The following is a 23894-nucleotide window of genomic DNA, read 5'->3' on the forward strand; positions in this document are numbered from 1 at the left end:
TGTGAAAGTAGGTAATCGCCAGGCTCTCCCTTGAAACCCCCCAGTACGAAAGTACTGGGGGGTTTTGCTTTTGCGGCTGCGAAAAGTGATGGCAGCAAGCATAATTGCCGCTCCGGCCATCTTGCCTCCCCTTTTCTAGCTCATTTCGAATGCCAGCTGACGGCGAAGCCCCGTGGTTTCTTTACCTGCTCGAATGCGAGGGCAACACGATCTACACCGGTATCACCACGGATGTGGAGCGGCGCTTCGCCCAGCATCTGGCAGGAACGGGCGCTAAATATACGCGATCGCGCAAGCCAGTCAGGATCCTGGGCTGGCAGCGCTTCGACAATCGCTCGGAAGCCTCAAAAGCTGAAGCGGCGGCGAAGCGGCTGACTTCCGCGCAGAAGCGGAGTTTTTGCGCGCAATTGGCGACAGAGATGCCCGATGCTTCAGCCGTCGATCCTGGCTTGAGCAATATCCTCGCACCTTGAATACCCCGCATCGGTGGCACCCTTCTTGATCCCGACAGTGCCTTCTACGCTTCCTTAAGTCTGGTTTAAGGATCGGCCTTTAGGATGGTCCTGTCGCGTCCAGATAGCCCGGACGCCTGAGGTAACCAAGAAAGGAAAACGCCATGATTCGCCAGACGCTTGCACGCTCCGCCATTGGCATTGCTGCCCTGGCCGCTCTTGCCGGGGGGTATGCCTATCTGCAGAAGGAAGTGATCACGCCGGGATATGCCGCCCAGGCGCCCGTGACGGCCTCGGCCCAGCCGCTGGCCGTGGCCGCGCCCACCGATTTCTCGAGCATCGTCGACCAGTACGGTCCGGCGGTGGTCAATATCAGTGTTACGGCGCGTGCCCAGCACGCTTCGGCGCAAGTGCCGCAGGGCATGGACCCGGATGATCCCCTGTTCCAGTTCTTCAAGCGCTTCGGCCCGCAATTCCAGGGACCGCAGAATGGCCAGCAGCAACTTGTGCGTGGCCTTGGCTCGGGCTTTATCGTCAGCCCCGAGGGTCTGATCCTGACCAATGCGCACGTGGTGGACGGCGCTCAGGAGGTGACGGTCAAACTGACCGACCGCCGCGAATTCAAGGCCAAGGTGCTGGGCGCGGATGCGCAAACGGACGTCGCAGTGATCAAGATCGACGCCAAGGATCTGCCGACCGTGCGCCTGGGCGACCCCTCGCGCGTACGCGTGGGTGAGCCGGTGCTGGCCATCGGCTCGCCTTACGGTTTCGAGAATACGGTCACCGGCGGCATCGTCAGCGCGAAATCGCGCTCCTTGCCCGATGACACCTATGTGCCGTTTATCCAGACCGATGTCGCGGTCAATCCCGGCAACTCGGGCGGCCCTCTGTTCAACCAGCGGGGCGAAGTGATCGGCATCAATTCGCAGATCTACAGCCAGACCGGCGGTTACCAGGGGTTGTCGTTCTCGATTCCCATCGACGTGGCCACCAAGGTGCAGGCGCAGCTGGTGGCGCATGGCAAGGTCACGCGCGGCCGTCTCGGCATCGGCGTGCAGGAGATCAACCAGGCCCTGGCGCAATCGTTCGGCCTGCCCAAGCCTAGCGGGGCGCTGGTCAACTCGGTGGAGCCGGACAGCCCGGCCGCCAAGGCCGGCCTCAAACCGGGCGACGTGATCGTGCAGCTTGGCAACGACGTGATCGACCATTCGGGCGACTTGCCTGAGCATGTGGCCGACATTGCGCCGGGCACGCAGACTTCGCTGAAGGTGATCCGCAAGGGCGAGCCCCTGACCCTGACGGTGAAGGTCGGCACGGCCAAGGATGCGGCAATCGCTGGCAAGACCCCCGCCAATGACGCCGGCGGCAAGCTTGGCCTGGCGGTTCGCCCGCTGAGCCCGACCGAGAAGCGCGACAGCGGGATCGACGGCGGGCTGGTGGTCGAAGATGTCGCAGGCCCGGCGGCCAAGGTGGGCATCCAGCCGGGTGACGTCATCCTGTCCATCAACGGCACGCCGATCAGCTCGGCGGAGCAGTTGCGGGCCCTGGTAGCGAAGTCTGGCAAGCAGGTTGCACTGCTGGTGCAACGTGACGATGCCCGTATCTTTATCCCACTGGACCTGGGTTAACGGCAAAGCCGGCCACGGAGTTAGCCAGGGAGTTAACCGCGAAGTTAACCCCGAGTTAACCTCGGCATAAATGGCGGACGGGCCGGCGCGAAGGTATACGTGTCGGCCCGCCAAGCCTTAGTGGACGCCGAATTCCGGTGCAATAGGGCTGCCAGAACGCGCGGTAACAGGTATCATCTCGACTGCGAAGCAGGACACGCAGTAACGGCCTTGACCATCCTGGGCCATTAATGCGAAATTGTCCTGCAGACTCGATGACACAAGGAAGTCTATGCAGTTGGATTTCACCCGCGCGTCCGCGACCACGGGTACCGAGAGAGCGCGGCGCCTGCCGCAAGCCTCGCCCACCCCGCGCCGACGCAAGAAAGCCGAAGCCCCGCACTGGGAGCGTGGCTACCGTTCGCATTTCTACCGCAATGAGCGCGGCGAGAAACTGGGCGAAGTTCGCCTGTCCGATCGCGGCGACATGCCGGTGGTCTATCACTGGGCCGCAGGCAATTACTCCGGTGCGGAGGGCTCGCTCGCTCACGCCCGCATGCGCGTGGAAGAAACCATCGGCTTTGGCATGCGCCAGCTCGCTCTGTTCTGACTAGAACCGATTAACTAGCCGACCCGACGCTTTCCCGGAAAGCGACAGCCGCGCGCGCCCCGCGCCGCGACTCCCCGGAGCGATCCGCTCCGGCATGCCAGCCAGATTCAGCCAGATTTACCAGATCCAACACGCTGCTCCAGCCCCTCGGGCCGACACTGCGTAGCCTGTGCGGCAGACAGATCTGCCCGCGCCCCGGCATCCAACTCCCAGTCTTGCAGCAAGCGCGCTTCAATCGAGACGGCGTTGCGCCAGCATAAAGACAGCAGCCATCAGCGCAAGCGCCGCGATCAGCCGATACAGATCCTCGCAGGCAATCAGCCTGGCCTGCGTATCGACCAGGCCGGCAAGCTGCGCCAGCGCGGCCTGATAGGCATGGCCCGGATCCAGCCCACGCGCGCTCAAGGCTGCCTGGGCGGCCGCCATCCACTGCTGCGTCTCTGCCGTGTGCTGGCCAAGGGCGCCGGTCAGGCTCGTGTGTACCGCGAACTGCCGGTTCTGCAAAAGCACGGCGCCAAGCGCGGACGCGAAGGACGCGGCGATCTGGCGCAGCAGGTTCTTGCTGCGGTAGCCGTGGGCGAAATCGTCGCCTGCCAGCGAACGGAAGGTGAGTCCGGCAATCGGGATGATGACCATCACGCCAAACAGGCCCTTGCCCACCAGTCCCCACGCCAGCGCCGACGGGCCAGCGTTGGGCGGCATCGACGAAAACCACCACGCGGCCCCGGCCATCAGCAGCAGGCCGCTTGCCATCAGCGGCTTCTTGTGCGGCAGTTTTGGGGCCAGGCGCAGGTAGACGAAGATGCCGGCCAGGCTGACCGTGGCGGCGAAGGTGTTGAGCCAGCCGGTGGTCGCCAGCGGCAGCCCGAGCGCCTGCTCGGCGTAGATCGGGAACACGTAGCTGCTCAGGTTGCTGATCAGGTAGTAAACAAAATACATGGCCAGCCCGGTCAGGTAGACCGGATTGCGCAGCGCGCGCAGATGGAGCACCGGCGTGCTGTGATGCCATTGCTGCCAGAGAAACCCCATCAGCAGTCCGACACCCGCCGCGCAGATCAGCGCCAGCCGCAGTGGGTGCGAGAAGATATCGAAGCGCGCCTCCGTCATGGCGGCCTGCAGGGTCACCACCGCCGCGCCGAATAGCAGCAGCGGGCCCAGCGCGGGGCCGGGATCGTCCTCGCGCGGCTCGGCGTCTGGCAGCAGCAGCCACGCCCCCAGCGTTGCCAGCGCGGCGAAGGGCAGCACGCCGTAGAACACGTCCTGCCACACGCCACGGTCGATTAGCTCGGCTGCCATGGCGGGCGCCAGCGCGGAGGCGGCAAAGATCCCCAGCATGAAGATGCGCGAAGCGCGTGGCCGGTCGGCCGGCGCGAACATCACATTGACCAAGATGCGGCAGCTGGTAAACAGCGCCCCGCCGCCCACGCCCTGCACAAAGCGCGCGCCCACCAGCTGCGGCAGCGAATGGCTGGTGGCCGCCGCCAGCGTGCCCGCCATGAAGATCAGCAGCGCGCCGGTGAGGTAGTAGCGATAGCCAAAGCGCTGCGCCAGCCACTGCTGCTTGAGGATCATCAACATGCTGCCCACCGCGTACGCGGCCTGGACCAGGGCGAAGCTGCGCGGATCGGCATCGACGCCGCCAACGATATGGCTCGATGCGAACACGAACATGATGTTCTCAAGGAACTCCACCGAGGTGGCCAGCGCAAGCAGCAACATCACCAGGGTCTGGCGCTGCCGGTGGCTGAGCAGGCGCAGCCACCGCAGCCCGAGCCGCAGCGGCCGTAAGGCAGACACGGTTTTCATGGTTCCAGCGTCAGCAGGTTCTGGTGCATCCGGTTGAGCGCACGCGTGGCAGCGGCCAGGCCGCTTTCGCCTACCGGCCCCCAGGCTTCGGCGTAGGCCGCATGCACGGCCGGGGCGGCACGCTCCAGCATGCGGTGGCCGGCGGCTGTCAGTACCAGCTCGGTGCTGCGGCGGTCCTGCGCCGAGGTGTGCCGGCGCACCAGGCCGCGCGCTTCGAGGCCGTCCATCAGCCGGGTCATCTGCGTGCGCGTGGCGTCGAGCGTGATGCCGAGCTCGGATGGCAGGCTGGGCTGGTCGTCGTCGGTGGCGAGCAGGCTGATGGCGAGGTATTGCTGCAGGTCCAGCTCGAAGGCCGCTAGCGCGCGATCGATGTGGCTGCGCAGCAGGCGTGCGGTGCGCATGAGCAGCCGGGACGCCAGGATCAGGTCGCGCGGTGCTTCCGGATGGCCCGCGCAGAAGCGGTCAATGCGGTCTTCGAAGGACATGGCGGGGAGTCAGGTGATGCCGGAGCAACGGAGCCGGTCCGGCAATATAATTACAAACGCAATTATATCATCTGAAACAAGTCAGGGCGCTGATGCCTCCCGGCGCTCGCTATGCTCAGCGAGCAAGGTGACGGCAAAGCCGCCGCAGCGCTTGGCGCAGCCCGGCAAGCTCGGCCGAGTGCTGCGCCGGCGCCAGGCGGCCGTAGCGCAGCCTGGTGTAGCGATCGCTGAAGTCCCGCACTGCCAGCGCGGCAGCCGGGAGGGCGCGCGCGGCCCGCGCTGCAAAATCTTGCGGCCCTTCGGACGGCGCGCGCACGCAACCGCGGCGTGCCAGCTGGCGGCAGAAGCGTGCGTAGGCGGCTTGCACGGGATCGATCCGGCGGCGCTTGAGCACGAGCGGCAGGAGCGCCAGCAGGCTCAGCGCCGCCAGTCCACCCAGCAGGACTTGCGGCACGCTGTCGCCGATGCCGAGCTGCTGCATCAGGCGGGCCTGCTGGCCGCGATCGTATTGCAATACCCAGCGCTGCCAGGTGTAGACCATGCCGTCCATGCCCCAGCGCAGGTTCCGCAGCCAGCCCGAGGCTCGCATCGCGTGCAGCGCTTCGATCTCGCTGGCCTCCAGTGCGGCGTCGATGCCGCGCTCGACCCGGCTTGGCGCCACCGCGCTGGTGGGATCGACGCGCACCCAGCCGCGCCCTTCGAGCCAGATTTCCGCCCATGCGTGGGCATCGGCCTGCCGCACGATGTAGTTGCCGCCGATGGGGTTGTACTCGCCGCCGAGATATCCGGTGACCACGCGCGCGGGCACGCCGGCCGCGCGCATCAGGAACACGAAGCTGCTGGCGTAATGCTCGCAAAAGCCGCGTTGCGTGTCGAACAGGAAACTGTCGACCTGCTCGTGGCCAAGCGGCGAAGGCGAGAGCGTGTAGCTGAACGGCGCGGCGGCAAACAGCCGCAGCGCGGCCTGCGCCCGCTGGGCGGGATCCGGGTATTGCTCCGCCCACGCGGCGGCGAGTGCCCGCGTGCGCGGGTTGCCCGGCGGCAATGCCAGCGCCAGCTCTCGCGTCGCCAGATCGAGAGGCTGCGCTGCGGCGGGAGCCGAACGCGCGCGGTAGCGCAGGCGCCGGTCCACCGGGTCGCGCGTAAAAAACTCCCCGTCGGCATTGATCACCGCGCCGGCGCCGGGGGCAATCGCCTGGCCACGGTCGAGCAGGAACAGCCACGCGTGCTGGTTGGGCTCCAGCGTGATGCTGTAGTTGACGATCCCGTTGGCCGAGGCGTTGCCAACCGTTTCGCCAGGCCCGGCATCCGCAGCCGTGTCGTTGGCCGCCGGCAAGCCCGGCGCCGGCTGCGCGCGCCGCTGCCGCAGTGGCGATGGCCGCCAGGTCTGTCCATCGAATTGCCACAGCACCAGCGCGCGCCAGTACAGGGCGCTGGCCGGCAACGGACCGCCTTGCACGTCGGCGCGCAGTGCGACTTCGGTCGACTGGGTGAGCCGGCTCACGCTGCCCGGGCTCATGGTGTCGCTGATGCCGGTAGTGGCCACGGCCTCGGCTTGCGGCAGCCGCCACAGTGGACGATCCAGGCGCGGAAACAAGACAAAGAGCAGCAGCGCCCAGGGTAGCCCGATCAGCGTCAGGCGGCCGAGCAACGGCCACACGGCAAGATAGCCGCGCGCCTCGGGATGCCCCAGGAAAAGCCAGTTGCGCAGCAGCCAGGCGGCAATGGCAAGGCTGTACAAGGCCAGCCAGAACGGCTGGTCAAACAGGTACAGGCTCAGCAGTAGGTAAAAGCACAGCTGGGTAACCAGCGTGGCATCGGCCAGCACCCGGCACTCCAGCAATTTGAGCACGACGAAGGCGCCCAGCAGCGCCACCGACAGGTCGCGCCCCATGTTGCCGCCGGCCTGCCAGACCAGTGCGGCGGCCACCAGCATCACCAGTCCCGCGATGATCCCGAGCATTAGGCGCGAGGGCAGCGGCGCGCGCTGGTGCCACAACAGCCAGCGCCACGCCAGCAGCAAGACCAGCAAGACGCTGATGGTCACCGGCAGGCTGCGCGCCTGCGGCGCGAGCACCAGTGCCAGCTGGCTCAGCAGCAGGCCATGCTCTTCGTGCGCAAGGGGGCGCGGTGGCAGCTTCACGGTGTGCTTTCCGGCGGGGCTTGACCTGCGCGTCCCGGCCACAGGGCCAGGGCTTCGAGGCAGGCGCGGCGATGCGCGCCCCCGCGGCCGGGCGGGATATCGACCCCAGGCAGCCGCAGGCCGATTTCCATGGTGTCGCCCGCGGCCACCACCCAGGCGCACAGGCGCGATAGCCTCGCCTCGATGCCGAGTTGTTGTGGCAGGGCCTGCCAGTCCAGCCAGCAGGTCGGCAGGCTGCCGGCCTCGCCGGTGCGGCTCAGCCAGCGGCCGGTACGCGCGCTATGTTTCCAGGCGATGCGGTGCAGCGGATCGCCGCTGCGGTAGCGCCGCAACTGATCCGTGCCATCGTCCGAGGGCAAGGACGCCGCGCCATCGTCGTCGGGCTGCGCGGCAAAAGGCAGAGGCGGTGCGCCAGGTTCCGGCCTTGGGTAGACCAGCGCGGCCAGCGGCAGGTCGGCATAGCTCCACACCCGGAACAGGCCCAGCGGAAAACGGCTCGACAGCGTGACGCGCGGCAGCGCCAGCCAGCCGCGCTGGCTGGTAGGCATGTGCAAGATCAGCTGGCCGGAGGCATCCCGTGCCAGGCTCAGGCGGGCAGGCAGCGCGCCGGCCTGGGCCGGCAGGCTCGCCTCCACGCCGATGCGCACCGGCGCGTCGCTGCCTGAAATGCGCAGGCTGAATGCCGCCGGCTCGCCGGCAAAGGCTGGCGCCGCGCTGACACCGGCCACCGTCATGTCGAGCAGGTTGCGGTAGGCCTGCCACATGCAGGCCATGCCGATGCCGCCGAGCAGGAAGGTGAGGGCGAAGCCCAGGCTGATGTTGTAGTTCAGCGAAGTCAGCAGCATGGCCATCAGCAACACCGCGAAGCCCAGGCCGGCCCGGGTGGGCAAGATGTACAGGTGACGGCGGTCGAGCGTTACCACGCCTTGCCGGGGGGCGCGCCGGCGCTGCAGCCAGGGTGGCGACGCCCATGCCTGCCGCTTGGGGCCAGGCGCGGCCGGGGATGCCGTGCCCGGCGAGGAAAACGGCCGGCCGCGTGCCATCGGGCGTCAGGGAATGGCTACGTCAGCCAGCAGGCGGGTAAGCGCCTCCTGGCCACCGCCGGCTGCGCCGGACGGCAGCAGCCGGTGGCCCGCCACTGGCATGAAGACCGCCTGCACGTCTTCGGGCAGCACGCTGTCGCGCTGGTGCAGCAGCGCCCAGGCGCGCGCGCAGGCCAGCAGCGCCAGGCCTGCCCGCGGCGACAGCCCGGCGGCAAAGGCGGAGTGCGCGCGTGTGGCCTGCACCAGCGCCAGGGCGTAGTCCACCAGCGCCGGGCCGGCATAGACCTGGGCCGCGGCCTGCTGCAGCGCGGCCACCTGCTCGGCATCCATCACGGGCGTGCCGGCCGCGGGCGCTGCCCCGCCGAGGTAGAGCACGCGCTCGAAAGCCGGATCGGGATAACCCAGCGACAGGCGCATGGTGAAGCGGTCGAGCTGCGATTCGGGCAAGGCGTGCGTGCCGATCTGGTCCAGCGGATTCTGCGTGGCGATGACAAAGAACGGGGACGGCAAGGCATGGGTGACGCCGTCGTGGGTGACTTGTCCCTCCGCCATCGCCTCCAGCAGGGCGCTCTGCGTCTTGGGGGTGGCGCGGTTGATCTCGTCGGCAAGCACCACCTGCGCGAACACGGGGCCGCGATGGAAGCGGAATTCCGCACTGTCGCGCACGAAGACGGAGACGCCGATCAGGTCGGCGGGCAACAGGTCGCTGGTGAACTGCACGCGCTGGAACTGTAGCCCCAACGTGCGCGCCAGCGCGTGGGCGAGCGTGGTCTTGCCCACGCCCGGCAGGTCCTCCAGCAGCAGATGGCCACGTGCCAGCATGCAGGCCAGCGCCAGCCGGATCTGCCGGGGCTTGCCCAGGACGATGCGGCCAAGCTGGGCTTCCGCCTCGGAGAGCGATGCGACGATGCGTGGGCGAGCTGTCACGTGGAGCCTGCGGGTCGGGGGAGAACCCGGCCATTGTAGCGGCGCGCCTAGGCGCGGGAACAGTCTGTTTGCGCACGCAACGGGCACCCAACACACGCGGGGCGCGCCGATTCGCCCGGCTTCTGGCATTATCGAAGCTGTCGGCCCAGCCAACCCCCCATCCGCTGCAATGAACTCCCCGCTTGCTGTCCCGCCGGGTGCCGCTTCCAAAGTGGCTTCCACGGCTTCCAAGGTTTCCACCGCTTCCATCGCTTCGGCCATCGCCCCGACCGCTGCAGACTTGAACGAACTCAACCGCGCCTTTCACGCAGATGGCTATATCGTGCTGCGCGGCTTTGCCCCGCCCGCGGTCTGCGACCAGCTCGAGCAGGTTGCACGCGCGCAACTGGCCGCGGCGGCGGCGCCGGTCGAATATGAAGCCGAGCTAGGCTATCCCGGCGCGCCCGCAAGCCGCGACGCCGTCGGAGGGGCCACGGTGCGGCGCTTGCGCCAGGCCTATGGGCGCGACGATGCGTTCCGTGCATGGGCCGCCGATCCCGCGGTGGGGCAGGTGGTGGCGAGCTTGCTGGGCGAGCCGGTGCGCCTGACTCTCGCTCACCACAACTGCGTGATGACCAAGCATCCGCACTATGGCAGCCAGACCGGCTGGCACCGTGATACCCGCTACTGGTCATTTGCTCGCCCGGAGCTGGTGACGGTGTGGCTGGCGCTGGGCAGGGAGGATGAGAGCAACGGCGTGCTGCGCGTGATTCCCGGCTCGCACACCGTCGCGCTCGAACCCGGCCAGCTCGATGCGGCCGAATTCCTGATCGAGTCGCATCCGGCCAGCCAGGCCATGCTGCAAGGCGTGCGGCCGCTGGCCCTGGAACGCGGCGACGTGCTGCTGTTCGACAGCCGGCTGTTTCACAGCGCGGGCCAGAACGTTTCCGAAGCGGTCAAGTTGTCGGTCGCCTTCGCCTACCACGGTGCCAGCAACCATCCGCTGCCGGGCACCCGCTCGGCCGAGTTCGGCAGCGTCGAGCTGCCCACGCCGGCAACGCCCATGCGCTAACCGCGCTGGCGCATCAGCTCCGCAGGCTGATCAGGTTCGAGATTTTCTCGGAGGCGGCCAGCAGTGGCGGCAGGAAGCTGCTGGCCATGTCGTCGGCGCTGGTGCGGTTGGCCTGGCCGCTGATATTGATGGCGGCGATGACCTGGCCGGCACGGTTGCGGATCGGCGCGGCCAGCGAAACCAGCCCTTCTTCCAGCTCCTGGTCGTTCTGGGCCCAGCCGCGTGTGCGGATGCCGGCGATGATGGCCTTGAGCTCGGCGGGATCGGTGACGGTGCGGCTGGTACGGGCGCGCAGTTCGCTAGCGCCCAGCACCCGGTCGAGCTCCTCAAGCGGCAGGCCGGCCAGCAGCACGCGGCCCATCGACGAGCAATAGGCCGGAAGCCGGCTGCCGATGGACAGGTTGATCGTCATGATCTTGCGCGCTGGCACCCGCAGCACGTAGACAATCTCGGTGCCGTCCAGCACGGAGATCGAGCAGCTTTCACGCACCTCCTGCGACAACGCCTCCATGATCGGCTCGGCCAGGTTCCAGAACGGCATCGAGGTCAGGTAGGCGAAGCCCAGGTCGAGGATCTTGGGGGTCAGGCGGAACAGGCGGCCATCGGCGCGCACATAGCCCAGGCCGACCAGGGTCAGCAGAATGCGCCGCGCGCCGGCGCGGGTCAGGCCGCTGGCCTGCGCGATCTCGCTCAGCGTCTGGGCGGGGTGCTGCGCGTCAAAGGCACGGATGACCGAGAGCCCGCGTGCAAAGGACTGCACATAGCTATCGCTCGGTTTCTCCGGGCCCGGCGCGGCGGCGGGCGCCACGGAAGCATCCGTGGCCGGGTGGTCGGAATTGTCGGGAGCGGCAGGGCTGGCCATCGGTTGGTTCGGCTGATTGCCGAATACACACGGAAAGGCCGAAAGGGTAGAGGAAATGCGGGACGCGCGCCAGTGGCGCGCCCGCTGCGCGCATAATGTCGCGCGTTTGGGAAACATAGCTTGTAAAGGAAACATCGCCTGGTGAACGAGACAATCCAGTGGAACGATTGGGAAGCCTTCTGCTGCGTGGTGGAGCAAGGCACTTTCACGGCTGCGGCCGAGCAGCTCGACTGTCCCAAGTCCCGGGTCTCGGCGGCGGTTGCGCGGCTTGAGTCGGCCATCGGCTCCAAGCTGCTCCAGCGCACAACCCGGCGCATGCGCCTGACCGACGCCGGCAGCGCGGTGTACCGCGACGTGGCGCCCTTGTTCGCGCGGCTGCGTGAGATCCGCCAGGAAACACTGGCGCGCGAAGAGCGGGTGCAAGGCGTGCTGCGCATCGCCGCGCCGTACGAGTTTGGCGCCCAGCAACTGGGCGGCGTGATCTGCCGCACGCTGGCGGCCCACCCGGCACTGGACGTGAAGGTGGAGATCTCGCAAGGCATGGTCGATCCCATTCGTGACGGATTCGACGTCGCCTTTGTCGCGGTCGATGCCGACCTGCCCGATTCCGGGACCGTGGCGCGGCGCATCTATCATGTGGAGCGAGGCCTGTTCGCGGCGCCGGCGCTGGCCGCCGGCCTGCCGCTGCAACTGCAGCCCGAAGACCTGGCCAACCTGCCAACCCTGACCACGCCCGGTGACGGCATGTGGGAATTTACCCGCGATGGCGAGCGCGTGGCGGTACCGATCCGGCCGCGCATGCAGACCGCCAACGCCGAGCTGCGGCTGCAGGGCGCCCTGGCCGGCCTTGGCATTGCCCGGTTGTCGCTGATCTATTGCGAAGCAGAAGTCGCCCAGGGACGGCTGGTCAAGGTGCTGCCGGACTACCCGCCGCCGCCGCTGCGGGTCTTTGCCTTGCTGCCCGATCGCCGGCTGCAGCCGCGCAAGGTACGCGTCTTCATGGAGGCGGTGGAAGCCATGATGGCCTCCGAACTGCAGGACCGAAACGACGCAGCCGCGCCCGGCCCGTGAGGGCTGGCGCGGCTGTGGGGGTCATTGCGGTTGGGGGTGGGCGGCTGGCAGGCCTGCCCATGTCCGCGCTGACAATGTTGCTCACACCGTGAGCACTTGCTGACTATCTCTGACTATCTAACTGTCTCTTCCACACCTGGCGAATGCCAGGTTGCGTTCAGGCGCCGTCGCTGAAGCTGCTGCGGGGCTCGTTCACGCCGCGCGCGCCGTCGGTGTACGGGTCACGCGGGCCGCTGCGGGCGCCATCGGTGAACGGGTCGCGCGGGCCGTTGCGGGCACCGTCGGTGAACGCGTCGACCGTGCGGCCGATGCTGCCATCGAGGCGAGCCAGGTCGGAAACCGGCGTACTGGCGTGCGCGGAGGCGGCGGCCATCGACAGGCCGATGGCGCAGAGGAGGGAAACGGCGAGGGTGCGGGTTTGTGCGAGGGTCTTCATGATGCTTTTCTTCCTTCGGGCATATCGTGGTGTGTTCCACGTTGGCTGTAATGTATGCCTACATCTGCCCAGGAAAAAGCGTCAATCACCAAAACACTGTTCGTCACTATGGACAATGCCCCGGGCCTGGGCCCGGGGCACCCACAGACATCCCTTGCCGGCGGGGCCTTCAAAGACCTTCAGAGGTCTTTAGTGGTCTTTAGATGTCTTCAGAGGCCAAATCGCGCGCCGAACAATCCCGCGCCAAGGCGGGCAATGATCATCAGCAGGATCTGCGCGATCACGAAAAGCGCCAGCGGCGAGATATCGAAGCCGCCCAGGCGCGGAATCACGCGGCGGATCGGGCGCAGCAGCGGCTCGGTCAGGTGGTTGATGGCGGGCGTAACGGGTGAGTGCGGGTTGACCCACGACAGAATCGCCATCAGCAGCGTGACCCACATCACCATGCTGATGCCCCACTTCAGCACATTGAGCACGGCGATCAGCAGGATCAGCGGCAGGTAGGTCAGCGGGTCGGCGCCGGAGACCAGCAGCACCAGCAGCAGGAACGCCAGGGCGGTCAGCCAGGCGCCGATCAAGGTGGCCCAGTCGATGCCGCCAAGGCCGGGAATGAACCGGCGTAAGGGCCGCACCAGCCAGTCGGTGACCTGGAATACGCCTTGCGAGACGGGATTGCGCGTGGGCAGCCGTGTCCATTGCATCCACAGGCGCAGCAGCAGCGCCATGCCGAACAAGCTGAAGACGGTATCGAGCAGGAAAAGGGCGATTTCCGAGAACATCGGTTTCGATTCCGGTGGAAGTGTGATGTCGGCAGTCAGGAGTGTCTGCGAACGCACAGATTCTGCCATACCCGCATCGGCGCAGGTCGAAACCCTGGCCTGGCCCCGGAACCTGGCACTGCCGCACGTCCGCGGAACCGCTGGGGGCAGCCCCTATAATGAGCGTCGAGCCAAGTTCCCCAGCGCCCAGACGCTGCCCCTTATGACCCGCCAGCCTGCCGCATCCAAATCCCCGCTTGACAAGCAGGATTTCGAGGCACTTTCCGATTTTCGCTACCAACTGCGGCGTTTCCTGCGGTTTTCAGAAGATGCCGCCCAGAGCGAAGGGCTGACCGTGCAGCAATACCTGCTGATGCTGCATATCCGCGGCTGTGCCGGCAAGGACTGGGCATCGATCGGCGAGCTCGCCGAGCGCTTGCAGGCCAAGCAGCACGGCGTGGTCGCGCTGGTCAACCGCTGCGAGGCGGCCGGGCTGGTCAAGCGCAAGGCCAACCCGGATGACCGCCGCATTGTCGAGGTCCACCTGATGGCCAAGGGCGAGCGCTTCCTTAACCGGCTGGCCATGCTGCACCGGAGCGAGCTGGAATCGCTGCGCGGCACCTTCCGCGTGGCACGCCTCACGGCCTTCAACGACGATGGCGCGGAGCGCGTCTGAGCGCCCTTGAAGCACCCCTGAAGCATTCCTGAAGCGGGAAAAAGGGTTTTTTTAACCCGGCAGGCACTCCCCGTTACAGGCGGTTACCAATCACAAGCCTCGGTGACACCCGAGGCGCTCCTGCGGCCCTAGACTCGCGCGCATTCCCACTCGCGTTGCTACCGCAGGAGTTTCCCCGATGCCTTTCCCTTCTTTCCCCCTTCGTACCGCCGCGCTTGCCTTGCTTGCAGCGGGCGCCCTGGCCGGCTGCGTGAGCGCGCCATATGGCGGCGGGTATGGCGGCTACGGGGCCTATGGCAATTCGGGCACGTACGGCAGCAGCACGCAGGCGGGTGGCGCTTACCCCGTGGCCTATCCGCAGCAGGGCTACCAGCAACCCGCTTACCCTCAGGCCGACTACCCGCAATCGGGCTACCCGCAGGCGCCGGTACAGGAGAGCTATCCGCAACAGGGTTACCCGCAAGCCGGCTATCCGCAGGCGAGCCAGCCGCAAGCCGCCTACGGCAACGATGCCTACGGCGTGCGCTATGGCCAGGTTGAATCCATCGAGATGTTGCCGGGACAGCCGGCTAGCGGCGGCGTCGCCGGTACTTTGATCGGCGGCATGGTTGGCGGCCTGCTCGGCCACCAGGTGGGCGGCGGCCGCGGCAATACGGTCGCGACCATCGGCGGCGCGGTGGTTGGCGCGGTGGCCGGCAACGAGGTGGAGAAGCGTGCCAACACGGCACCGCCCGCGTACCGCATCCGCGTGCGCACCACCGACAACAGCTACCTCACGCTGACCCAGTCGACGCCGTACAACCTGCGCAACGGCGACCGGGTCAAGGTGCAGAACGGCGTGGCAATGCCTTACTGACGATGGGGTTGCCCGGATCTTCTATTGTCTGAGGTCTAAGGGTGTTAGGGTTCCCGGGTGGAGAGGCGGCCGCGCATAGCGCACCCGCTCCTTCGCCTGGCGCCGTTCATCCCACAGCAAGGAGCACAGCATGAAGATCCTGATGGTTCTGACCTCGCATGACCAGTTGGGCAATACTGGCAAGAAAACCGGCTTCTGGCTTGAAGAGTTTGCCTCGCCCTACTATGTGTTCCGCGATGCGGGGGCCGACATCACGCTGGCCTCGCCCCAGGGCGGCCAGCCGCCGCTGGACCCCAAGAGCGACGCGCCCGATGCGCAGACCGAAGCCACCGGACGCTTGCGCAAGGACGCCGCGGCCCAGGCTGCCCTGGCCAGCACGCTAAAGCTCGCGCAGGTCAAGGGTGGCGACTACGACGCCGTGTTCTATCCCGGTGGCCACGGCCCGTTATGGGACCTCGCCGAGGATCGCGCTTCCATCGCGCTGATCGAGAGCATGTATGCCGCTGGCAAGCCGGTTGCCGCCGTGTGCCACGCGCCCGGCGTGCTGCGCCATGTGCGTGGCCCGGACGGTGAGCCGCTGGTGCGGGGCAAGGCGGTGACCGGCTTTTCCAATGCCGAGGAGGCCGCCGTCCAGCTGACCGAGGTGGTGCCCTTCCTGGTCGAGGATGAACTCAAGCGGTTGGGCGGCCACTACAGCAAGGCGGCCGACTGGCAGAGCTACGCGCTGGTGGCGCAGCGGCTCGTGACCGGGCAGAATCCTGCTTCGTCGGCCGCAGCGGCCGAGGCCTTGCTGACGTTGCTGAAGTCCTGATCGCCTTCGCCTACGCGCCTGTCCCGAACAAGTTCGCGTAATCCTCGCGCAATTGCCGCTTGAGCAGTTTGCCGGCGGTGTTGCGCGGCAGGTCGGGCACGAACACGATGCGCTTGGGCACCTTGTACGGGGCGAGCGCGGCGCGGGCATGGGCAAGCAGCGCCTCCTCCTCAGCGCGCGTCTCGCGCTTGAGCACCACGCAAGCCGCCACGGCTTCCACCCACTTGGGGTGCGGCAGCGCGAAGACGGCGACTTCCGCCACGGCCTCATGCTGGTACAGGCACTCCTCGACTTCACGGCTGGATACCAGCACGCCGCCGGAATTGATCACGTCCTTGATGCGGTCCACCACATACAGATAGCCGCCCTCGTCCATATAGCCCAGGTCGCCCGAGTGGAACCAGCCGCCGCTGAAGGCCTCGGCGGTCTGCTCCGGCTTGTCCCAGTACTCGGTGAGCAATTGCGGCGAACGGTGCACGATCTCGCCGAGCTCGCCGGGTCTGGCGTCCTGCATCTTTTCGTCGACGATGCGGGTTTCCACATTCAGCACGGGCCGCCCGGCCGAAGCGGGCCGCTCGCGGTGCTCATCGGGGCCGAGCACCGTGGCCAGCGGGCCGATCTCGCTTTGTCCGTAGCAGTTGAAAAAGCCCAGCGCGGGCAGTCGCTCGCGTAGCTCCTGCAGCACCGGCAGCGGCATGATCGAGGCGCCGTAATAGGCCTTGGTCAGCGAGACCAGCTGGCGCGGATCGAAGTCCGCGTGGCGCAGCAGCGCAATCCATACGGTGGGTGGCGCAAAGAAGCTGGTGATGCCGGCCTCGCGCACCGTGCGCAGGCAGTAGCCCGGCTCGGGACTTTGCGCCAGCAGGATGCTGCCGCCCATCAGCAGCAGCGGCATCAGGAAGACATGCATCTGCGCGGAGTGGTAGAGCGGTAGCGCAGCCAGCGCGTCATCCTCCGGCTTGATGTCGCACGTGGCGATGGCGCTCATGTATTCGGCCAGCAAGGCGCGATGCGTCAGCACCGCCCCCTTGGGCGCGGACGTGGTGCCGGAGGTGTAGAGGATCTGCGCCGGCATGGCGTCGTCAAGGGTGGCGAGGATCTCCCCGGCGGGGCCCTTGGCCGCCGTCAGCACGTCGCGCTGGCCGCCGCCATGCAGGCTCCCCAGCAATGGGCAAGGCAGCCCTTCGACGTGCGCGGCCAGCGCCGGGTCGGCGAACAGCGCGCTGGCGCCGGACTGGGCGACGATGTATTCGACCTCGCCGCGCGTCATCGAGAAATTCACCGGCACATGGATCAGCCCGGCACGCAGGCAGCCCAGCCACAGCAGCACGTAGGCATCCGAATTCTTGCCGAACGCCGCCACGCGGTCGCCGGGGCGCAGGCCCCACCGTTGCAGCGCGGCGCCCACGCTGGCCGCCGCGGCCTCGAGTTCGCGATAGGTCCAGCTGCGTTCGCCAAAGCGCAGCGCCACCTTGTCGGGGCTGCGCCGTACCGCGCGGGCGAGGGCATCGGGGATGGTATTGCGCAGGACGCGCTGCTGCTCTGACTGCATGGTGGTCTCCGTTATGGTTTTAGGGTCCAGCAGGTCTTGAGAGCCGATGCCGCGGGGTTTGATCGCGTCATTGCATGCCTGGCGCAAGCACGATGCCATGGCCGCGGCGTTGGCCTTCGAGGGGCCAGCATAGGGGCGGGACGGCACAGGCGCAAGCCGCCCTGGCGTGGGGGAAGGCGAGAGACGCCGGGCAGGACGCCCGGCGCAAGGGGACGATAAAGCGAGGCAGCGCGCCACGGCAGGGCCATGGCGCGTGCGTGTATGCAGCCCGGTGGCGGCGGCTGCCGGCTGCCGCTACCGCTGGCTCAGGCGGACAGCGCGCCAGCCAGGAAAGTCAGGGCTCGGCCATGGGCCAGCGCGGCGGACGGCTGATGATACGAGCCGCGCGCCCAGCAGTTGAAGCCGTGATCGGCCTGCGCATAGACGTGGATTTCCGCCTGGCGATTGCCGGCCACGGCCGCGCGCACTTTCTCGACGGCGTCAGCCGGGATATGCGCATCGAGCGCGCCGTAGTGGAACTGGACCGGCACCTTGATACTGGCGGCTTCCTGCAGATTGTTCTGGATGCCGCCGCCATAGTAAGGAACCGCCGCATCGACCAGGCCGCGCGCGGCGCTCAGGTAGGCCATCAGGCCACCGAAGCAGTAGCCCACCGCCGCAATCTTTGCGCCCGGGCTGAGCTGGCCGCGCAGCGCCTTGGCGGTGGCGGCGATGTCTTTCACCGCCAGCTCCACATCCACCTTCTGGCGCAACTCCATCGCGCGCGCCATGTCCGCACCAGCATAGCCGAGCTCCACGCGCGGCGCCAGGCGCCAGAACACGTCCGGCGCCAGCACCACGTAGCCGTCGAGGGCGTACTGGTCCGCTACCGCGCGGATATGTTCATTGACGCCGAAGATTTCCTGCACCAGCACGATGCCCGGTGCATTGGCAGCCTTGCCAGTGGGCGGCAGGGCCAGGTAGGCATCGAAGGCGCCGCCTTCGGTTTCAACGCGGATCCATTGGCTGTTGCTGTGGTTAGGCATGCTTGCTTGCTCCATTGACACTCAGTGACGTTGATCGGCAGGACAGAAATCCGGAAAGCTGCAAGTGTGCCACTGTCCGGGCAGACGTGCCGGGCGTGCCGCAGCCCGGCACGTCTGGCGCATCAGCTTGCCGGCTGAACGCCAGGCAGGAACTCGATGCCGGTGCGCTTGACCAGTTCGCCGTAGGAGATCGGCTTGCCCGGCCGGGCGGCGTCGGAGTTTTCGATCCAGTGCGCCCAGGCGCGGTTGGTCGATGGATCGTAGACGAGCTTGTAGAGGTATGTGGGGACCCAGACCTTGCCGTTGCCGATGGTGCGAACGTTGCCATCGAAGACCGGGCCCGTGATGACATAGACATCGCCGGCCGCGCGCATGGCGTACTTGCGCGTGGCCTTTTCGATGGAGGCCCATGCCTTGCGGTTGTTCTGGCTGTATTGCGGCACCACGTTGGCAAGCGTGAACGATTGCGACATGGCTTGCGCGGTCGGCTGGTCAGCCGCAGGCGACATATGGCCACGGTCGATGCCTTCATTGCCCTTGTAATCGTCCAGTTCCGCCCGCTCGGCGCGGGGCAGGCGCGCATCGGAAAAGAAGCGATTCGTTCGTGCTTCGTCCCTGGCATCGATCAGTTGCGCGCGCGACAGGCGCTCGGCCACGTACAGCGGGGTCTTGCTGCGGCCCGAGTGCATGACCGCAAAGGCGTCATAGCAAAGCGGGCGCAGCTTAAGCTCGGCCGAGCTCGGTGCCTTGGGGGCCGCGCTTTGCGCGAAGAATTGAGGACATTGGGCAAAGCTACCGGAAGCGCTGGCCACGCCAGATGCCAGGCACAGCGCCACCGAGACAAAAAACGTCTTCATGCGAGAAAGGAATCCTTACAGCTTGCAGATTGAAGAGACGGCAAAAAGCCGGCGAGAGCCGTCAGAGGACATTGCACCGTCGCGCAGGATGGCGCAGGCCGTGCGCGGGAGCCGGGCATTCTGCCAGACAGAAGCGCGATGCGGAACGAGCGATGCGCAACCTACATTGACCAGGGTGGCAATGAGACAGTTCTCATTCAACGCCGTGGCGGCTCCTATAATCGCGCTTTTGCATCATCACCCACGCACCTGCGCTTTTCACGGCGCACACCACCATGCTCAACCGGCTGGAAATGCTGAGGATCTTCTGCGCGGCAGCGGAGTCGGCTTCGTTCAAGGCGGCCGCGACGCGGCTGGGCACGTCGCCGCAAACCGTCACCCGCGCGGTCAAGGACCTCGAGGAAGCCGTGGGCGAGCCGCTGTTCCACCGCAACACCCGCCAGATTCGCATCACCGCCGCCGGCGAGCGGCTGGCCGAGCGCGCCCGCGCGGCGCTCGTCGATGTCGATAGCCTGTTCGCGCATCCGGCCAGTCGCTCGGACACGGAGCTCAAGGGCGTCGTGCGCATTACCGCGCCGAGCACGCTGGGGCGGCAGCATCTGCTGGTGGCGCTGCGGAAGGTGGCGCTGGCGCATCCGGGCATCACGCTCGATATCCGGCTCTCGGACCAGGTCGCCGATGTGGTCGACGACGAGATCGACATCGGCCTGCGCCTCGGCATGTTCCGCGACCAGCGGCTGGTGGCGCGCATGACGACGCGGGTGGGCTTCCATATCGTGGGCACGCCGGAGCTGGTGGCGCGCGTCGGCAAGCCCGCCGACCTGGCCCAACTCGCCGCGCTGCCCACCACAGGCCTGATCGACCGCAGCAGCGGCCGCGCCTGGCCGTGGTATTTCGCGCAGGGCGAGCAGTTCAATCCGCGCGCGCCAGCGTTTCTCACCGACGACCCGGAGACCGAAATGGAGGCGATCCTCTCCGGGCTCGCCTACGGTCAGTTGCCTGACTATCTCGCGCAGCCCCATCTGCGCTCGGGCCGCCTCGTCAGCGTGCTGGAGCGCTTCGCGCCCGCGCCGTGGGGTTTGTACATCTACCGCTCGCGCCGTAGCCCGGTGCCGATGCGCATCCGGCTGGTGTTCGACGCGCTGGTGGCTTACTTCGGCGACAAGGATGCCGTGCCGGCGCGCTGAGCGCGCTTCCCGCTGGCTTGAACGAGTGGACGGTGGCATGCCGCCGCCGGGCAGGGTTAGCCGATAGCCGATAGCCGATAGCCGATAGCCGTTAGCCGTTAGCTGATGAGTTCCAGAAAATGGAATACTGAAATCAAAACGTTTCCATTTTGATTGATCGTCGCAGCCAAGATAATCACTCCCATCCGCAGGCAGCGCGCCTGCAGTTTTCCGGAGTGAACAATGAGCACGAACATCGCAAGCAAGGTTGTCGTCATCACCGGCGCCAGCAGCGGGCTGGGCGAAGCCACCGCGCGTCACCTGGGCGCGGCGGGCGCCTCGCTGGTGCTGGCCGCGCGTCGCGGCGACCGCCTGGAATCCCTGGCGGCCGAGATCCGCGCCAAGGGCGGCAAGGTGGAGGTGGTGGTAGCCGACGTGAGCCGGCGCGCCGATGTCGAGGCCTTGGTGCAAAAGGCCGTGGCCAGCTTCGGCCGCATCGATGTCATGATCAACAACGCGGGCCTCATGGCCATCGCCCCCATGAGCGAGGCCAAGGTCGAGGAATGGGAGCGCATGATCGACATCAACATCAAGGGCGTGCTGTATGGCATCGCCGCCGCGCTGCCAGTGTTCCAGAAGCAGGGCACGGGGCACTTCATCAATATTGCCTCGGTCGCGGGCGTAAAGGTGTTCAGCCCGGGCGGCACGGTGTACAGCGGTACCAAGTTCGCGGTGCGCGCCATTTCCGAAGGCCTGCGGCATGAAACCGGCGGCGCGATCCGCACCACGGTGATTTCGCCGGGCGCGGTCGACTCGGAGCTCAAGCTGGGCAGCTCCCACGCGGAAAGCGCCAAGGTGGTGGGCGAGTTCTATCAGCAAGCCATCCCGGCCGATTCGGTGGCGCGCGCTATCGCCTATGCGATCGAGCAGCCGGCCGACGTGGATATCAACGAGATTGTGCTGCGCCCGACCGTGCAGGAATTCTGAGCATTGCGGGCAACAAGGCCGCGCCCCTGTGGATCAGGCAGCGCGCGGTGTCTTTCGGCTGCGCATGGCCGAGGGGCGCACCTGCTGCAGGGTGCGCAGGCTCTGGATGGCATCTTCGATCGCCTCGATGCCTTGAGTGAGGCGATCGCGCGCCTGGCCCAGCGCGGTCTGGGTCTCGGCGTCGAAGATCGCCAGGTGATCAAGCGAATCGACCTCGGCCTGCAACTGGCCGACGAGCCGTCGCAACTGCGCGGTGCTGTGTGAGGCGGTGGAACGGATTGCCATTGCGGTCTCCGGAAAGGCAGGGCGCACACTCGTAAGGTAGAACGTATGCACCGGAAAGGACAAACACTTTCTCGGCGCATCCGATCGTTTTACGCGTCAGGCATCAGTCTGGAAACAGTTGGGCAAGACATCGCAAACCACAGCAAGTCGAGGGCACGAATCGCGCCATGCAATGGCATGATCCTTGCTGCCGCAAAAGCCTGTGCCGCGGCCCTTGGCGCGCACGCACGGCACATGCGCCACGCAGCTATGCAGCGAGTGCGTTCGCTAGTGGCTTGGCGTTGCGCACAATCGCCGCAATGGCCGCGCCCACGTCATCCGTGCGCGCTTCGCCGCCCAGGTCCGGCGTGCGCGGACCCTGCGCCAGCACGGCCTCGATAGCCTGCACGATGGCATCGTGCGCTTCGCGGTAGCGTGCGCTGTCGGCCGCCGCCAAGCCTTCGGTGCTGCTGAGGAAGTCCAGCATCAGCGCACCCGACCAGATCATCGCGATCGGGTTGGCGATGGCCTTGCCGTAGATGTCCGGCGCCGAACCATGGACCGGCTCGAACAGCGAGGGAAACGTGCGGTCCGGGTTGAGATTGGCCGAAGGCGCCAGCCCGATGGTGCCGGCGCAGGCGGGGCCCAGGTCGGAGAGGATGTCGCCGAACAGGTTGGAAGCCACCACCACATCGAAGCGGTCTGGTTGCAGCACGAAGCGCGCCGTGAGGATGTCGATGTGCTGCCGGTCAACCGTCACATCCGGGTAGTGCTTTGCCATGGCGTCGGCGCGTTCGTCCCAGTACGGCATGCTGACCGCGATGCCGTTGGACTTGGTCGCCACCGTGAGGTGGCGGCGCGGCCGCGATTGCGCCAGCGCGAAGGCGTAGCGCAGCACGCGGTCGGTGCCCACGCGGCTGAACACGGATTCCTGCAACACCACCTCGCGCTGCGTGCCCTCGAACATGCGGCCGCCCAGCGAGGTGTATTCCCCCTCGGTGTTCTCGCGCACCACGAAGAAATCGATGTCGCCCGGCTTGCGGTTGGCCAGCGGGCAAGGCACGCCCTCGAATAGCCGCACCGGGCGCAGGTTCACGTACTGGTCGAACTCGCGCCGGAACTTCAGCAGCGAGCCCCACAGCGAGACATGATCCGGCACTTTGGCCGGCCAGCCCACCGCGCCGAAATACAACGCGTCGAACCCTTCCAGTTGCTCACGCCAGTCCGCCGGCATCATCGCGCCGGTTTGCAGGTAGTAGTCGCAGTGCGCCCAGTCGAAGCGGACGAATTCAAGCGCCAGCGAGTAGCGCTCGGCGGCGGCTTCCAGCACGCGCAGGCCTTCGGGCATGACTTCATTGCCGATGCCGTCGCCAGGGATGACGGCAATGCGCAGGGGCGTGGGGGAGGTCGGGTTCACGTTGGAGTCCTCACTGATGGGATCGGGGAGGCCCATGGTAAGCAACTTCAGGCGGAATATAATCGGCCAAACTGTAATGCCATAAAACACACATCGTGAAGAATGACGTGCTCAACGAGGACCTGCGGGTCTTCATCGAAGTGGCGCGCAAGTCCAGCTTTGCCGCCGCTGCCGAGGCACTCGGCGTTTCGCCTGCCTATATCAGCAAGCGGATCCAGCTGCTCGAAGCCGCACTTGCGGTCAAGTTGTTTCACCGCACTACCCGCCGCGTGGTAGTGAGCGACGATGGCGAGCGGGTGTATGCGCTGGCGCAGCGTATCCTCGACGATGTGGACCGTCTCTACGAGGAAGTCTCCAGCGCGCGCCGCGAGCCGCGTGGCCTGCTGCGGGTTTGCTCCAGCTTCGGCTTCGGCCGCGTCGTCGTGGCGCCGGCGATCTCGGAGTTGTCTATGCGCTATCCCGCGCTCCAGGTGCGCTTCGAGGTGTTCGACCGGTTGGTGGATGTAGCCACGGAAGGCTTTGACCTCGATATCCGAGTGGGCGATGAGATCGCACCGCACCATATCGCGCGCCGGCTTGGCGACAACCACCGGATCCTGTGCGCGGCCCCCGCCTACCTCGCGCGCCGGGGCCGGCCGCGCACGCTGGCCGACCTCGCCAGCCATGATTGCCTGGTGATCAAGGAGCGCGACCATCCCTTCGGTGTCTGGAAGCTGCGTAACGGGATGAATGGCAACATCGAGCAGACCGTTAAGGTCACCGGGCCGCTCTCGTCCAACCACGGCGAGATCGTGGTGCGCTGGGCGGTCGACGGGCGCGGCATCGTGCTGCGCTCGCTATGGGACGTGGGCCCGCAGTTGGCCACGGGTGAACTTGAGCAGATCCTGCCCGAATGCCATCAAGAGGCGAACATCTGGGCGGTGTACCCGTCGCGCCTGACCACCTCGGCCAAGATCCGGGTTTGCGTGGAATTCTTCGAGGCGTTCTTTCGCGAGCGGGCGGCCTCGCATGGCAGCATGCGAGGCTGATATC

General features: G+C 66.8%; 24 protein-coding genes. 11 read left to right on the forward strand and 13 right to left on the reverse strand.

Features of this window, described 5'->3' with window-relative positions; all coding sequences use genetic code 11:
- Window positions 1-149: 149 nt before the first annotated feature.
- From AC1Q7Q_RS29000 to AC1Q7Q_RS29010, 3 genes are all read left to right on the forward strand, one after another.
- Window positions 150-473, forward strand: coding sequence for a GIY-YIG nuclease family protein (locus AC1Q7Q_RS29000; RefSeq protein ID WP_492371287.1), 324 nt, complete (start codon window positions 150-152; stop codon window positions 471-473).
- A gap of 143 nt (window positions 474-616) precedes the next feature.
- Window positions 617-2080 (forward strand): DegQ family serine endoprotease, encoded by a 1464-nt coding sequence (locus tag AC1Q7Q_RS29005; RefSeq protein ID WP_492371288.1) that lies wholly within the window; start codon window positions 617-619, stop codon window positions 2078-2080.
- A 271-nt stretch (window positions 2081-2351) separates the two neighbouring features.
- Window positions 2352-2669 carry a hypothetical protein gene (locus AC1Q7Q_RS29010; protein WP_006164639.1) on the forward strand — a complete coding sequence of 106 codons (318 nt, stop codon included), beginning with the start codon at window positions 2352-2354 and terminating at the stop codon, window positions 2667-2669.
- A gap of 231 nt (window positions 2670-2900) precedes the next feature.
- On the opposite strand, the gene AC1Q7Q_RS29015 is transcribed toward AC1Q7Q_RS29010, so the two are convergent.
- The 5 genes from AC1Q7Q_RS29015 to AC1Q7Q_RS29035 all read right to left on the reverse strand — a co-directional run bounded on the left by AC1Q7Q_RS29015 (window position 2901) and on the right by AC1Q7Q_RS29035 (window position 9073).
- Window positions 2901-4475 carry an MFS transporter gene (locus AC1Q7Q_RS29015; RefSeq protein ID WP_492371289.1) on the reverse strand — a complete coding sequence of 525 codons (1575 nt, stop codon included), beginning with the start codon at window positions 4473-4475 and terminating at the stop codon, window positions 2901-2903.
- Entirely contained in the window at window positions 4472-4960 is a 489-nt protein-coding gene (locus AC1Q7Q_RS29020; protein WP_492371290.1) for a MarR family winged helix-turn-helix transcriptional regulator, read from the reverse strand. Before AC1Q7Q_RS29020 ends, AC1Q7Q_RS29015 begins: the two co-directional genes overlap by 4 nt.
- A gap of 115 nt (window positions 4961-5075) precedes the next feature.
- Window positions 5076-7103 (reverse strand): transglutaminase TgpA family protein, encoded by a 2028-nt coding sequence (locus AC1Q7Q_RS29025; protein WP_492371291.1) that lies wholly within the window; start codon window positions 7101-7103, stop codon window positions 5076-5078.
- A complete protein-coding gene (locus AC1Q7Q_RS29030; protein WP_492371292.1) occupies window positions 7100-8146 on the reverse strand; it encodes a DUF58 domain-containing protein in 1047 nt (348 codons plus the stop codon). The genes AC1Q7Q_RS29025 and AC1Q7Q_RS29030 overlap by 4 nt, the downstream gene beginning before the upstream one ends.
- A 6-nt stretch (window positions 8147-8152) precedes the next feature.
- Window positions 8153-9073 (reverse strand): AAA family ATPase, encoded by a 921-nt coding sequence (locus AC1Q7Q_RS29035; protein WP_043357117.1) that lies wholly within the window; start codon window positions 9071-9073, stop codon window positions 8153-8155.
- A 169-nt stretch (window positions 9074-9242) separates the two neighbouring features.
- Between AC1Q7Q_RS29035 and AC1Q7Q_RS29040 the strand changes: the two genes are divergently transcribed.
- Complete coding sequence (locus tag AC1Q7Q_RS29040; RefSeq protein ID WP_492371293.1) at window positions 9243-10124, forward strand: phytanoyl-CoA dioxygenase family protein; 882 nt, start codon at window positions 9243-9245, stop codon at window positions 10122-10124.
- 13 nt (window positions 10125-10137) lie between these two features.
- Here AC1Q7Q_RS29040 and AC1Q7Q_RS29045 read toward each other — a convergent pair whose 3' ends face one another.
- Window positions 10138-10986, reverse strand: coding sequence for an IclR family transcriptional regulator (locus tag AC1Q7Q_RS29045; RefSeq protein ID WP_492371294.1), 849 nt, complete (start codon window positions 10984-10986; stop codon window positions 10138-10140).
- A 141-nt stretch (window positions 10987-11127) separates the two neighbouring features.
- On the opposite strand from AC1Q7Q_RS29045, the gene AC1Q7Q_RS29050 reads away from it, so the two are divergent.
- On the forward strand, window positions 11128-12057 hold the full coding sequence (locus AC1Q7Q_RS29050; RefSeq protein ID WP_150991598.1) for a LysR family transcriptional regulator: 930 nt from the start codon (window positions 11128-11130) through the stop codon (window positions 12055-12057).
- A 157-nt stretch (window positions 12058-12214) separates the two neighbouring features.
- Here the strand turns inward: AC1Q7Q_RS29050 and AC1Q7Q_RS29055 are convergent, their stop codons facing one another.
- Both AC1Q7Q_RS29055 and AC1Q7Q_RS29060 read right to left on the reverse strand, forming a co-directional pair.
- Window positions 12215-12493: a hypothetical protein gene (locus tag AC1Q7Q_RS29055; protein ID WP_253930380.1), complete on the reverse strand. Its 279-nt coding sequence runs from the start codon at window positions 12491-12493 to the stop codon at window positions 12215-12217.
- Between the two features lie 209 nt (window positions 12494-12702).
- Window positions 12703-13272 (reverse strand): YggT family protein, encoded by a 570-nt coding sequence (locus AC1Q7Q_RS29060; protein WP_492371295.1) that lies wholly within the window; start codon window positions 13270-13272, stop codon window positions 12703-12705.
- A 202-nt stretch (window positions 13273-13474) separates the two neighbouring features.
- On the opposite strand from AC1Q7Q_RS29060, the gene AC1Q7Q_RS29065 reads away from it, so the two are divergent.
- The 3 genes from AC1Q7Q_RS29065 to AC1Q7Q_RS29075 all read left to right on the forward strand — a co-directional run bounded on the left by AC1Q7Q_RS29065 (window position 13475) and on the right by AC1Q7Q_RS29075 (window position 15594).
- The gene (locus tag AC1Q7Q_RS29065) at window positions 13475-13927 is read left to right on the forward strand and encodes a MarR family winged helix-turn-helix transcriptional regulator (RefSeq protein ID WP_492371296.1); all 453 of its coding nucleotides are present in this window, start codon (window positions 13475-13477) and stop codon (window positions 13925-13927) included.
- A 178-nt stretch (window positions 13928-14105) separates the two neighbouring features.
- Window positions 14106-14783, forward strand: a complete 678-nt coding sequence (locus AC1Q7Q_RS29070; RefSeq protein ID WP_492371297.1) for an outer membrane lipoprotein — start codon at window positions 14106-14108, stop codon at window positions 14781-14783.
- A 130-nt stretch (window positions 14784-14913) separates the two neighbouring features.
- A complete protein-coding gene (locus AC1Q7Q_RS29075; protein ID WP_492371298.1) occupies window positions 14914-15594 on the forward strand; it encodes a type 1 glutamine amidotransferase domain-containing protein in 681 nt (226 codons plus the stop codon).
- Window positions 15595-15604: 10 nt separating this feature from the next.
- Here the strand turns inward: AC1Q7Q_RS29075 and AC1Q7Q_RS29080 are convergent, their stop codons facing one another.
- The 3 genes from AC1Q7Q_RS29080 to AC1Q7Q_RS29090 all read right to left on the reverse strand — a co-directional run bounded on the left by AC1Q7Q_RS29080 (window position 15605) and on the right by AC1Q7Q_RS29090 (window position 19028).
- Window positions 15605-17146 (reverse strand): fatty acyl-CoA synthetase, encoded by a 1542-nt coding sequence (locus tag AC1Q7Q_RS29080; protein WP_492371299.1) that lies wholly within the window; start codon window positions 17144-17146, stop codon window positions 15605-15607.
- 305 nt (window positions 17147-17451) lie between these two features.
- A complete protein-coding gene (locus tag AC1Q7Q_RS29085; protein ID WP_492371300.1) occupies window positions 17452-18171 on the reverse strand; it encodes a dienelactone hydrolase family protein in 720 nt (239 codons plus the stop codon).
- A 122-nt stretch (window positions 18172-18293) separates the two neighbouring features.
- The gene (locus AC1Q7Q_RS29090; RefSeq protein ID WP_492371301.1) at window positions 18294-19028 is read right to left on the reverse strand and encodes a DNA/RNA non-specific endonuclease; all 735 of its coding nucleotides are present in this window, start codon (window positions 19026-19028) and stop codon (window positions 18294-18296) included.
- A 275-nt stretch (window positions 19029-19303) separates the two neighbouring features.
- On the opposite strand from AC1Q7Q_RS29090, the gene AC1Q7Q_RS29095 reads away from it, so the two are divergent.
- Window positions 19304-20215, forward strand: coding sequence for a LysR family transcriptional regulator (locus AC1Q7Q_RS29095; protein ID WP_492371302.1), 912 nt, complete (start codon window positions 19304-19306; stop codon window positions 20213-20215).
- Window positions 20216-20437: 222 nt separating this feature from the next.
- Window positions 20438-21181, forward strand: coding sequence for an SDR family oxidoreductase (locus AC1Q7Q_RS29100; protein ID WP_492371303.1), 744 nt, complete (start codon window positions 20438-20440; stop codon window positions 21179-21181).
- 33 nt (window positions 21182-21214) lie between these two features.
- Here the strand turns inward: AC1Q7Q_RS29100 and AC1Q7Q_RS29105 are convergent, their stop codons facing one another.
- Together AC1Q7Q_RS29105 and AC1Q7Q_RS29110 are read right to left on the reverse strand one after the other, a co-directional pair.
- The gene (locus tag AC1Q7Q_RS29105) at window positions 21215-21466 is read right to left on the reverse strand and encodes a hypothetical protein (protein WP_006163098.1); all 252 of its coding nucleotides are present in this window, start codon (window positions 21464-21466) and stop codon (window positions 21215-21217) included.
- A 247-nt stretch (window positions 21467-21713) separates the two neighbouring features.
- A complete protein-coding gene (locus AC1Q7Q_RS29110; RefSeq protein ID WP_492371304.1) occupies window positions 21714-22898 on the reverse strand; it encodes a tartrate dehydrogenase in 1185 nt (394 codons plus the stop codon).
- Between the two features lie 59 nt (window positions 22899-22957).
- On the opposite strand from AC1Q7Q_RS29110, the gene AC1Q7Q_RS29115 reads away from it, so the two are divergent.
- On the forward strand, window positions 22958-23890 hold the full coding sequence (locus AC1Q7Q_RS29115) for a LysR substrate-binding domain-containing protein (protein WP_492371305.1): 933 nt from the start codon (window positions 22958-22960) through the stop codon (window positions 23888-23890).
- The last annotated feature ends 4 nt before the right edge of the window (window positions 23891-23894 follow it).

This window comes from Cupriavidus sp. GW823-FHT07A04 (assembly GCF_058794615.1).